The following is an 11,665-nucleotide window of genomic DNA, read 5'->3' as shown; positions in this document are numbered from 1 at the left end:
ATACATGGATACGCGGTTTGTGATGAAATGCGGAGGAAGCACGCTGGCGGCGCTGCCGGCGTCCTTCTTCGAGGAGCTGCGCGACCTGCAGGATCGGGGCGTGAAGGCGGTTATCGTGCACGGCGGCGGGCCGGCGATCTCCGAGACGCTCGGCAAGCTCGGCATCGAGAGCGAGTTCGTCGGCGGCCTGCGCAAGACGAGCGACGAAGTATTAGACGTCGTCGAGATGGTGCTCGCGGGACGGATCAACAAGGAGATCGTCCGGCGCATCCAGCAGAGCGGCGCGAAGGCGCTCGGCCTCTCCGGCGTGGACGGCCAGCTGATTCAGGCGCGGCCGGTGGCCAACGCGGCGGAGATCGGCTTCGTCGGCGACGTGACGCAGGTGAACGCGGCGCTCATCGAAGGCGTCATGGCCATGGGCTATATCCCGGTCATCGCGCCGATCGGCATCGATGAGGAGGCGCAGCGCTATAACATCAACGCGGATACGGCGGCGGGCGCCGTTGCGTCCCATCTCGGCGTCGAGCGGATGATCGTCGTGACGGACGTGCCGGGCATCCTGAAGACGGTGGACGGCGAGAAACGGGTGCTGCCGTCCGTCACGGTGGACGAGATCGAAGCGATGATCGCGAGCGGCGAGATCTACGGCGGCATGATCCCGAAGGTGCGCGCGGCGATCGCCTGCATCCAGGGCGACGTGAAGGAAGTCGTCATCGTGAACGGCGACATGCCGGGCGTGCTCGCCAAGGCCGTGCTCGAAGGCGGCATCGGCACGCGGATCGTGCAGCACGGGTAAGCTTTTATTTTCGACGAGAGGGTGAACGTAAGATGAGCGACACGAACAAGCAGGCGGCAAACGAGGGCAGCTCGCTGTTCCCGACGTACGCCAGATATCCGATCGCGCTCGTGAAGGGCGAAGGGAGCTGGCTGTGGGACGACCAGGGCAACCAATATCTGGACTTCATGTGCGGCATCGCGGTGACGAACCTCGGCCATGCGCCGAAGCCGGTGAAGGACGCGCTCGTGAAGCAGCTCGGCGAGCTGTGGCACGTCTCCAACCTGTTCCATATCCCGAACCAGGAAGCGGCGGCGAAGCTGCTGACGGACAACAGCCATGCGGACGCGGTGTTCTTCTGCAGCACCGGCGCGGAGGCGAACGAAGCGGCGATCAAGCTGGCCCGCCGCTACCAGCAGAAGGTGAAGGGCAACGGACGCTACGAGATCCTTACGTTCGCCCAATCGTTCCACGGACGGACGCTCGCGACGCTGACGGCGACCGGCCAGGAGAAGGTCAAGGAGGGCTTCCTGCCGCTGCCGGAGGGCTTCCGCTATATCCCGCTGCATGACATCGAGGCGCTGGAAGCGGCGATCACGGACAAGACGGCCGCGGTCATGATCGAGACGATTCAAGCGGAGGGCGGCGTCATCCCGGTCGACCCGGCGTACTTGGCGCATCTGGCGAAGCTGTGCAAGGAGCGCGGCGTGCTGCTGATCTTCGACGAGATCCAGACGGGCATGGGGCGCACGGGCAAGCTGTTTTCGTTCGAGCACTACGGCATCGAGCCGGATATTTTCACGCTGGCAAAAGGGCTCGGAAGCGGGTTCCCGGTCGGCGCGATGCTGGCGAAGGGCGAGCTGGCCGAGGCATTTCCGGCGGGCAGCCACGGCTCGACGTTCGGCGGCACGCCGATCGCGACCGCTGCCGTCAAGGCGACGATCGAGATGATGCTGCGCGAGAACGCGGCGGGCCGCGCGGCGGAGACGGGCGAATACCTCGTGAGCGAGCTGCGCGCGAAGCTGGGCGGCAATCCGTTCGTGAAGGACGTCCGCGGCCAAGGCCTGCTCGTCGGCATCGCCTGCGCCGGACCCGTAGCGCCGATCGTCGCGGAGGGCCAGAAGCGCGGCCTGCTGGTCATCACGGCCGGTCCCGACGTCGTGCGCCTGCTGCCGAACCTGCTCGTGTCGCGCGAAGAAGTCGATCAAGCGGTGAGCATCCTGGCCTCGATCTTCGCGGACCTGACGGCTGCGGCGCAGCTGACATGAAAGGAGAGGCATCCATGTCCCAACTGCTGAAGGAAGAGCTCGCGGTCAGCCTGAAAGGCCGCGATTTTATAGAATTGACGGACTACACGCCGGAGGAGATCCGCTACTTGATCGACCTCGCGATCGAGCTGAAGCGCAAGCAGAAGGCCGGCGAGACGTACCATCCGCTCAAGGGCAAGACGCTCGGCATGATTTTCGAGAAATCGTCCACGCGCACGCGCGTGTCGTTCGAGGTCGGCATGTACCAGCTCGGCGGCCAGGCGCTGTTCCTGAGCCGCAACGACCTGCAGATCGGCCGCGGCGAGACGATATCCGACACCGCGCAGACGCTGTCGCGCTACCTCGACGGCATGATGATCCGCACGTTCGCGCACCGCACGGTCATCGAGCTGGCGCGGGCCGCGACGGTGCCGGTCATCAACGGCCTGACGGATCTCGCGCATCCGTGCCAAGTGCTGGCCGATTACCAGGCGGTGCTGGAACATAAAGGCCGGCTGGCCGGGCTCAAGATCGCCTACATCGGCGACGGCAACAACATGGTGCATTCGCTGCTCATCGGCGCGGCGAAGCTCGGCCTCCACATGTCGGTCGCGACGCCGGAAGGCTACGAGCCGGATGCGGACATCGTGCGCATGGCGAAGGAATATGCGGCGGAGACGGGCTCGCGCATCCACGTCTGCCGCGATCCGCGCGAAGCGATCGCGGACGCGGACGTCGTGTACACGGACGTCTGGGCGAGCATGGGCTTCGAGGCGGAGCAGAAGGAGCGCGAGCTCGCGTTCGCGGACTACCAGGTGAACGAGGAGCTCGTGCGGCGCGCGAAGCCCGATTTCATCTTCATGCACTGCCTGCCGGCGCACCGCGGCGAAGAGGTCAGCGAAGGCGTCATCGACGGCAAGCATTCGATCATTTTCGACCAGGCGGAGAACCGCCTGCACGCGCAGAAGGCCGTCATGGCCGCGATCATGTAAGCGGAGGGTGCGCCGCCGAAGGCAGGCCCTGCGAACGGTACGGCTGTGGTCAACCGCGGCCTGACATCATAAATTTCCTTATTAAGGGAGCGTAAACGAGCAATGGCGAAGGAAAAAATCGTGTTGGCCTATTCCGGCGGCCTCGATACGTCGGTTATTTTAAAATGGTTGAAAGAAACGTACGATGCGGACATCATTGCGTTCACCGCCGACATCGGCCAGAAGGAAGAGCTGGACGACCTGGAGGCGAAAGCGCTGGCAACGGGCGCGTCCAAGGTGTACATCGACGACTTGCGCGACGAATTCGCGCAGGACTTCATTTTCCCGATGTTCCAATCGGGCGCGCTGTATGAAGGCCAGTACCTGCTCGGCACGTCGATCGCGCGCCCGCTCATCGCGAAGCGCATGGTCGACATCGCGCGGGCTGAAGGCGCGACGGCGATCGCGCACGGCGCGACGGGCAAAGGCAATGACCAAGTGCGCTTCGAGCTGACGGCCGCGGCGCTCGCGCCGGACATCGCAGTCATCGCCCCATGGCGCATCGAGGCGTTCCGCGAGCAGTTCCCGGGCCGCGCCGAGATGATCGCTTATGCCGAGAAGCACGGCATCCCGGTTCAAGCATCCGCGGCGAAGCCGTACTCGATGGACCGCAACCTGCTGCACATCAGCTTCGAGAGCGGCGTGCTGGAGGATCCGTGGTTCGACCCGAGCAGCGAGGAGAACAAAGGCATGTACGTGCTGTCCGTCTCCCCGGAGGATGCGCCGGACCAAGCGGAATACGTCGAGCTGACGTTCGAAGCCGGCAACTGCATCGCCGTGAACGGAGAGCAGCTGAGCCCGCTTCAGGTCATGGAGAAGCTGAACGAGCTGGGCGGCAAGCACGGCATCGGACGCGTCGACATGGTTGAGAACCGGTTCGTCGGCATGAAGAGCCGCGGCGTGTACGAGACGCCGGGCGGTACGATCCTGTTCGCCGCGCACCGCAAGATGGAATCCTTGACGATGGACCGCGACGTCATGCACCTGCGCGACTCCCTCATCTCCAAATACGCGACGCTTGTCTACAACGGCTTCTGGTTCGCGCCGGAGCGCCTCGCGCTGCAGGCGCTCGTCGCGGAAAGCCAGAAGAACGTGACTGGCGTCGTCCGCCTGAAGCTGTACAAAGGCAACGTCATCGGCGCCGGCGTGAAGAGCCCGGTCAGCCTGTACAATCCGGATATCGCAACGATGGAGGCCGATCCGTCCCAAGCGTACGACCAGGGCGACGCGACGGGCTTCATCCGCCTGAATGCGCTGCGCCTGAAAGTATCCGCGGGCGTGGAGCAGCACAAGCGGCGGTAACCAGGAAGCCGTAAGCGATCGTTGAGGCCCTCCGGCGGCACCGGCCCCGGGCGGCAACTCGATCCTTCGGCAGCGGCCGGACCGGCCTGCCGGTCCCGGCCGCCGCCTGTCGCAGACCCGGCCCGGTGCGCCGCACCGGACCGGGTCGTTCGGCAATACGGGAAGAACCGACAAAGGAGTGCACCTGAGTGAGCAAACTATGGGGCGGCCGGTTTACCAAGAAAACCGACCAGCTGGTGGAAGAATACACGGCGTCGATCATGTTCGACAAGGAACTGGCGGAGGAAGACATCCAAGGCAGCCTCGCGCACGTCACGATGCTCGGCAAGCAGGGCATCCTGCCGGCCGCGGACGTGGAGGCGATCAAGGACGGGCTGCACCGCGTCCTGCAGCGCATCAAACGCAACGATTTGGAATTTTCCGTGGCGGACGAAGACATTCACATGAACATCGAGAAGACGCTGATCGACGACGTCGGGCCGGTCGGCGGCAAGCTGCACACGGGCCGCAGCCGCAACGATCAGGTCGCGACGGACATGCACCTGTACCTGCGCAAGCGCGTCGTCGAGTTCGTCGACCTGCTGCATAAGCTGCGGGAGGCGCTCGTGTCGCAGGCGAAAGCGAATCTCGACACGATCGTGCCGGGCTACACGCATCTGCAGCGCGCGCAGCCGATCCTGTTCGCGCATCACCTGATGGCGTACGTCAGCATGTTCGGCCGCGACATTGAACGGCTGCAGGACAGCTACAAGCGCGTCAACACGCTGCCGCTCGGCGCCGGCGCGCTGGCGGGCACGACATTCCCGATCGACCGCCATTTCGTGGCGAGCCAGCTGAAGTTCGACCGCGTGTACGAGAACAGCCTCGACGCCGTCAGCGACCGCGACTTCATCCTGGAGTTCCTGTCGCACGCGTCGATCGTCATGATGCATCTGTCGCGCCTGAGCGAGGAGCTGATCCTCTGGTCGAGCACGGAGTTCCGCTTCGTCGAGCTGGACGACGCGTTCTGCACGGGCAGCAGCATCATGCCGCAGAAGAAGAACCCGGACGTGCCGGAGCTCGTCCGCGGCAAGACGGGCCGCGTCTACGGCAACCTCGTCGGCCTGCTGACGGTGCTGAAGTCGCTGCCGCTGGCGTACAACAAGGACATGCAGGAAGACAAGGAAGGCATGTTCGACACGGTCCGCACGCTGCAGGGCGCGCTGCAGCTGTTCGCGCCGATGATCGCGACGATGAAGGTCAACAAGGACCGGATGCGCCAGGCCGTCAACCAGGACTTCTCCAACGCGACGGACATCGCCGACTTCCTCGTCGGCAAAGGGCTGCCGTTCCGCCAAGCGCACGAAGTCATCGGCAAGACGGTGCTGTACTGCATCCAGCAGGGCAAATATTTGCTTGACCTGACGCTGGACGAGTTCAAGCAGTTCTCCTCGCTGTTCGACGACCGCATCTACGACGTCCTCCAGCCGGAGAACGTCGTGAACGCTCGCGACGTCTACGGCGGCACGGCGGCGAAGCAGGTCGCGGAAGCGATCGGCCGCGCCGAAGGCGAGCTCGCCGAAACCGCGGCGTGGGTCGCGGAATACGCCGAGCGCAGCCGCTAAGCGAAGTGGCCGCGGGCAGCGGCAGCGAGAAAGCCCCGACCGGGACCGGCCCATTATTGGGCTGGCCCCGGTCGGGGCTTTTTTGCCGTGCGGCGGGAGCCGCCGCCGCGCGGGCTAGCCGCGCGGCCGGCTGGCGCGCAGGCAAGCCTGCGGCGCGCCGCCGCCGAGCCGCTGCGCCGCCGAGGGCGACCCGCCGCAGGCCGCGGCGCCGTGCCGTTCACTCCGCCACGCCGTCCTCGAGCAGCGGCTTCTCGCCGGAATGGCCGCGCGGATGTACCTGCTCCGGCGCGACGGCGTACACGGACGGCTGCGCCTTGTACGTGTCCCGCGATACCCGGCTCTTGGCGACGACCTTGCCGTCCACGAGCTTGGAACGGTACGTCTCGACCACGTAGCCGGACTTGCCGGAGGCGAGCAGCCGGCGGGAGCCCGGATGCAGCGAGGGCCGCGGCACTTCCTTGACGTCCGGCGCGATCGTGCCGACCGTCTTGGACGAGATTGTGTAGCGGACGTTTGGCGGCATCGAACCGAACAGCTTGACAGTGAGACGGCGGCCTTCCACCTCCGTGCGGATGACGAGCGTCTTGCCGGTCGTGTTCTTGAAGCGGAAATTGATCGCGCCTTCCGCAAATGTGGCGTCCTGGCCCATCGGCAGGTACGCGACGGGCAGCGAATGGTTGCGCCGCTCGACCAGCTCGAGTCCCGCCCGCAGCACCGCGTTGTACAGCGTGCTCGACACCTGGCAGATGCCGCCGCCCACGCCGTCGACGAACTCGCCGTTCAGGATGACGGGCGCGGCGCGATAGCCGTATTTCTCGTTCGTGGCCGCCACGACCTTGCTGTAGTCGAAGACCTCGCCCGGCGCGAGTACCCAGCCGTTCAGCGTGCGGGCCGTCACGTCCACGTTATAGACGCGGCCCGCGCCGCTCGTCTTGAAGTCCGTCGAGAACGAGGCGATCTTGCGTTCGACGCCCTGGGCCTTCAGCCGCTCCAGCGTCACGGCAGGATGGACGGCCTTCAGCTGGACCGACAGGACGAGCGGCTTTAGCTTTCCGTCCCATCCTTGTGCGAGCGCCTGTTCGACCGTCCGCACCGCCGTCTTGAACATGGCATCCGCGTCTAACCGGTAGGCGTCTTTATGCGCCGTATAGACGATCCGGTCATCCGCCGTGATCGTCCGTTTCGCGTTCGCGGGGTTGCCGGCGTCCAAATAGCCCCATTGGCTCCGAATCCGCTTCTCGAACGCCGCCTGCTTCCAGCTGACGCTGACGGTCAGCTGTTCGGGAAACTGCCACCGGGCTTTCGCGCGCGCCCAGAGGCCGCCCGTCTCCAGCGTCGCGAGCGCCGCTTCGGCGGCTGTCGTATCGACGGACAAGCCGAGCTCGGCCAACGTCCACGTCGTCTTCTTCGTTCCCGCGGCTCCGCCGTTCACGGTCAGCTTCAGCTGCCCGAGCGCGGTTTTCCGCTCGAGAAGCGTTCCCTTGGCGTCCGCAAGGCTCAGGCCGCCGAGACCGACGGCCGCGTCGCTCGCGATCGCGGTCGAGCCTTTCGCGGGAGCGGCGCCGCCGATCGTCACGGCGAGCATCCGTGGCACGGATTGCTGCGAAGCGTATACCCAGACGCCGCCCCACCCGGCGGAGAACAGCAGCAGGCAGGCGACGAGCAGCGTCCAGGCGAGATGGAGGCGTTTGATTTTCAATTGGCGTCAACTCCTTGGGCGGGGGCTTCTTTCATGTATATGCACGTCCAAGGCGGTTTTTTCCAGTCTGATCGTAAGGATTAAGAAACCGGAGTTTTTAATTTTTTATTAATTTTACTCAAATTGTAGTGTCGGATGCCGATATAGGTAAATAGGCGGTCGAGTTTTCGTGCGCTTATAAATTGTTCCAGGTAATAAGGAGCATGACATTGCACTCAGAGACGGAGGAATCAGGTTTGGATCTGCAGAAAAAAAACAAAATTACAAAGTACGTGGTCTCGTCTGCTATGGTGGTCAATGCGCTTGCTGCCCCGGCGGCGGTTTTTGCGGCGACCGACAAGCCGGCGCAAAGCGCGGCTGAAGCCGCGGCAAAGGAGCTCATTGCTAAAGGCATTCTGACCGGAGATGAAACAGGAGCCTTGAATCTCGAGGGAAGCCTGACTCGGATTCAAGTAGCGGCTATTCTGGCAAGGGCGCTGAACTTGAACGCCGATTCGAAAACCGCATCGTTCAGCGACGTAAGCTCCGATTCGTGGGGCTTGAAATACATCGCCGCCTTGGATAAACTCGGCATCATGTCCGGGGCAGACGGGAAATTCCGTCCGAACGACGTGACGACACGCGAAGAATTGGCTGCGATTCTTGTACGCGTTACGCAAACCAACATTGAAGGCAAAGGCAACAATCTCACCATCAGCGACGCAAACCAAGTCAGCGACTGGGCAAAGGCCTACGTTCAAGCCGCTATCGAACAAAAACTGATCTCGGTTACAAACGGCAAGTTCGAGCCTCAAAAAAAGGTTGATCGTCAAGAAGTTGCGTTGGTTACCGACACCTTCATTAAGAGCAGCAGCTTCGCAACCTACAAAACCAATGTCAACACATTGTTCAATGAAGGCAAGAAAATCTCGAACAGCGATCCATCGGTTTAATAAGGTTTCGTAGAAGGTTGAGCAGCCGTTAGCTTGCGGAAGCAGGATAACGGCCTGCTTCGCTTTCGAGTCCTATCGCGATCTGAATGGCGGTTGATGAGAGTTATGCGTATTTCATGCTGTTTGATGGTAAGGAACAACGAAGCTACGCTGGCGAGCGCTTTGAGAAGCGTGCAGCCTTACGTTGACGAGACGATCGTTTTGGATACGGGGTCTACGGATGCAAGCATTGGCATGGCTCTCGAACATGGGGCAAGCGTCTATGAGCTTTCTTGGCCGAATGATTTTGCCAAGGCGCGAAATCAGCTCCTGCACTATGTACGCCATGCGGATTGGGTGCTTGCGATCGATGCGGATGAGACGTTCTATTGGGACGACCAGCTCGATTTCAGGAGTTGGGCGGACTCCCTCAAATCAAGTAAGGCCATTATCGCGTTTCCGATATCGCATTATGAAACGAAGACCGGCCAATTATTGGCCGTCACGCATGGGGAGCGGTTCTTTAAGCCGTCGCTGTTTCGTTATGAAGGCCGCATTCACGAACGATTGGTTCCGGCGGACGGGAGTACAAGACAGCAAGCGGAGATGAGTCCGTACGGCGGATTTCGTCATACCGGCTATTCGTCGGAGCATCATGCCACGAAGAGCGATAGAAACAGGGAGCTATTGTCGATAGAAGTACAAGAGAACCCCCTCGATGGCAAGGTTCAGCGTTATTTATCGGCGGAACATTACCATATCGGGGCTTACATCGAAAGCCTTAAACACGCCAATTCTGCGCTTCGCCTGCTTGGCGATATGGAAACGTACAGCAGGGCGCAGGCGCATTATTATAAAATAATGTCCTCTATAAAGCTGCAGGATCAGATCGAAATCGACACCGCGATAGACGAATGCGTCCGCGAACTGCCCGATTATGCGGATCCATATGGTATCGCAGCCGAGATAAGCTACGACAGGCGGCAATGGAAGCAGGCTTTTCGCCTGTACACCGAGTGGGAACTCCGAGTCGCACGGCAAACAAAGCCGATGCCGAATCATTGTGTTTCGCTAACGAAAGGATTCAAGCTGCGCAAATGGGCCGCCGCTCTGGAAAGCCCGCTGCTTGTAGAGGCATTGAGAAATGAGGTCAAATGCATGAAGGTGGCCATCGTTGTGATTTCCCCTGAACTGGATACGGACGGAGAGGAACTGCTGGCGCATCTCGACGAACGGTTCAGTCAACTGCCGCACAAGATCGGGATGTGGTCCGACTCGTATCAAGACGCTAGCCGGCGAACTTCTTTACTATCGGCAAACCGTGCATGGAGCCATAATCTGGCGCTCGAAGGAAAAACGATGGAGCAGGCGGCAGAGGTGTTTGCGGAGCAGAACGGATGCGATATCGTCTGGTTCTGGCATGCCAACGAGCGGCTGGAGAAAGCGGTAGATGCCGATGATATGATTGCGGCGGTCGCGCGAGAAGGCGCAATCGCCGTTCGCGCGTTTTCGGATCGGCTAGGCGCTCGATGGAACGAGACTCGCATTCGCATGACGAGCTTGGCAGAGTCGCATCTTGGCGCCAAATTGATTGAGGCGAGCGCCGCAAGCGAAGAAGCGACATCGGCGTCGAATGCCTTCATGAGGCGCGGAGGCATCTCTGTTACCAAGCCTTTGATCGTTGCCCATGACCGGAAAGACGACTACTGGGCGCAAGCTTCGCAATTGCTGCCTCTGCCTCGGCTGCTGCTTGCCTTCGCGTGCCAGCGTTATGACGAAGTGCTCGAAGCCGTGCAACCGCCTGTGAAGGACGAAGCCTGGGCGACCATTCAATTTTACAAGATTTTGGCATGTTATAATTTGAATTTATTGGAGCAGGCTTCGGAGATGATTTACGAGGCGCTGGAGGCTGGCCTTGATGAACAGGAACAGCTGGATTTCATCTATTTATACGGGAAACTGGCTTCTAACAGCACCATTGACGGCATGAAGTCGGAAGTAGTAGCCTTGCTGGAGCAAACGGTGCTTGCGCATCCCTTGCTCGAGACGACGCACGTATTGACGAACGAGTCCGATTGGTTGTTCTTGATCGGCGAACTTCACTGGCAGCTCGGCAAGACTGAACAAGCGCTCTTATCTTGGCGGCACAGCTTGGAATGCTCTTCTTATCTGAACGAGAACTGTGCATTCCGGCTGGCGGAGGCCATCTATGAAACGCATCAAACCGAGGGGACAGAGAACATCGCGCGCGCGATACTCGATACCTTCAACGTGCGTTCCGCACACGCGCAATCGCTTTTGTATCCGGTATTCAGCTATTTAAATATGCGGGAATGGGCGGTCCTTTTTGAGTCGCCTCAGGACAAGCTGCGGGAGATCGCAGACGAACGGCCGAAAGTAAGCATTATCATGCCTGTGTATAACGACACCGAGTATTTGTTCGAGAGCATTCACAGCATCCTGTGCCAAACCTACATTCACTTGGAACTCATTATCATCGACGATGGCTCCGATGCCGACGTGGCGTCGATCGTCAATCAATTCCATTATGATAACAGGGTCATATACAAGCGGCTTGCAGCGAATCAAGGACTGCCTCGCGCGCTCAACGAAGGCATTCGAGTAGCCGGCGGCTCGTTGATGGGTTGGACTTCGGCCGACAACAAGGCGCATCCCCGCTGGCTGGAACGCATGGTTCGGGCGATATCGGAGGATTCACAAGCTAGCGCTGTATTTTCCGATTATTATCATATCGACGCAAACGGCATTGTCATCGAGACCAAACGATTGCGCGGTTACACGCTGAACGGCCTGCAGAACGGCGGTCCTTCCCTGATCTGGCGGACAGGGGCGATGGCGCGATCGGGGACGTTCGACGAGACGATGTTCGGCATCGAGGACCGCGATTTTACGATCCGGTTGGCGCTTTCGGGGAAAATGGTCCATTTGCAGGAGCCGCTGTATTACTATCGGATTCACGATAAGAGCTTGTCCGCTCGGATCGATAATGGGAGCCTTGGCGGATGGCCGGCGTTGCACGATAAGCTGAAACGGAAATGGCTGTATTTAAGTTTTATTTGAAGGCAGGGGTTTGTG

General features: G+C 61.0%; 8 protein-coding genes. 7 read left to right on the top strand and 1 reads right to left on the bottom strand.

The annotated features are described in order from the left end of the window. The first annotated feature begins 4 nt into the window (after positions 1-4). The 5 genes from argB to argH all read left to right on the top strand — a co-directional run bounded on the left by argB (position 5) and on the right by argH (position 5,959). Positions 5-796 (top strand): acetylglutamate kinase, encoded by a 792-nt coding sequence (gene argB / locus ACFPB1_RS20045; RefSeq protein ID WP_379227866.1) that lies wholly within the window; start codon positions 5-7, stop codon positions 794-796. Positions 797-828: 32 nt separating this feature from the next. After that, positions 829-2,043 carry an acetylornithine transaminase gene (locus tag ACFPB1_RS20040; RefSeq protein WP_379227865.1) on the top strand — a complete coding sequence of 405 codons (1,215 nt, stop codon included), beginning with the start codon at positions 829-831 and terminating at the stop codon, positions 2,041-2,043. 14 nt (positions 2,044-2,057) lie between these two features. Further along, positions 2,058-3,014, top strand: a complete 957-nt coding sequence (gene argF / locus ACFPB1_RS20035) for an ornithine carbamoyltransferase (protein ID WP_379227864.1) — start codon at positions 2,058-2,060, stop codon at positions 3,012-3,014. Between the two features lie 102 nt (positions 3,015-3,116). Then, positions 3,117-4,355 carry an argininosuccinate synthase gene (locus tag ACFPB1_RS20030; protein ID WP_379227863.1) on the top strand — a complete coding sequence of 413 codons (1,239 nt, stop codon included), beginning with the start codon at positions 3,117-3,119 and terminating at the stop codon, positions 4,353-4,355. Positions 4,356-4,543: 188 nt separating this feature from the next. Beyond that, the gene (gene argH, locus ACFPB1_RS20025; RefSeq protein WP_379227862.1) at positions 4,544-5,959 is read left to right on the top strand and encodes an argininosuccinate lyase; all 1,416 of its coding nucleotides are present in this window, start codon (positions 4,544-4,546) and stop codon (positions 5,957-5,959) included. Positions 5,960-6,176: 217 nt separating this feature from the next. On the opposite strand, the gene ACFPB1_RS20020 is transcribed toward argH, so the two are convergent. Next, on the bottom strand, positions 6,177-7,658 hold the full coding sequence (locus ACFPB1_RS20020) for a VanW family protein (protein WP_379227861.1): 1,482 nt from the start codon (positions 7,656-7,658) through the stop codon (positions 6,177-6,179). A 236-nt stretch (positions 7,659-7,894) separates the two neighbouring features. On the opposite strand from ACFPB1_RS20020, the gene ACFPB1_RS20015 reads away from it, so the two are divergent. Together ACFPB1_RS20015 and ACFPB1_RS20010 are read left to right on the top strand one after the other, a co-directional pair. Continuing rightward, the gene (locus ACFPB1_RS20015) at positions 7,895-8,590 is read left to right on the top strand and encodes an S-layer homology domain-containing protein (RefSeq protein ID WP_379227860.1); all 696 of its coding nucleotides are present in this window, start codon (positions 7,895-7,897) and stop codon (positions 8,588-8,590) included. A 96-nt stretch (positions 8,591-8,686) separates the two neighbouring features. Further along, positions 8,687-11,650, top strand: coding sequence for a glycosyltransferase family 2 protein (locus ACFPB1_RS20010; protein WP_379227889.1), 2,964 nt, complete (start codon positions 8,687-8,689; stop codon positions 11,648-11,650). Positions 11,651-11,665: the final 15 nt, after the last annotated feature.

Source organism: Paenibacillus sp. GCM10023250, assembly GCF_042653205.1.
Lineage (GTDB): Bacteria > Bacillota > Bacilli > Paenibacillales > Paenibacillaceae > Paenibacillus_Z.
The sequence above is the reverse complement of the archived record's forward strand: the minus strand, read 5'-3'. Positions and strand labels throughout refer to the sequence as shown.

Excerpts from the sequence above, each read along its gene's own strand:
- argB (WP_379227866.1), top strand. The coding sequence starts at position 5 with ATGGATACGCGGTTTGTGATGAAATGCGGAGGAAGCACGCTGGCGGCG.
- ACFPB1_RS20040 (WP_379227865.1), top strand. The coding sequence starts at position 829 with ATGAGCGACACGAACAAGCAGGCGGCAAACGAGGGCAGCTCGCTGTTC.
- argF (WP_379227864.1), top strand. The coding sequence starts at position 2,058 with ATGTCCCAACTGCTGAAGGAAGAGCTCGCGGTCAGCCTGAAAGGCCGC.
- ACFPB1_RS20030 (WP_379227863.1), top strand. The coding sequence starts at position 3,117 with ATGGCGAAGGAAAAAATCGTGTTGGCCTATTCCGGCGGCCTCGATACG.
- ACFPB1_RS20010 (WP_379227889.1), top strand. The coding sequence starts at position 8,687 with ATGAGAGTTATGCGTATTTCATGCTGTTTGATGGTAAGGAACAACGAA.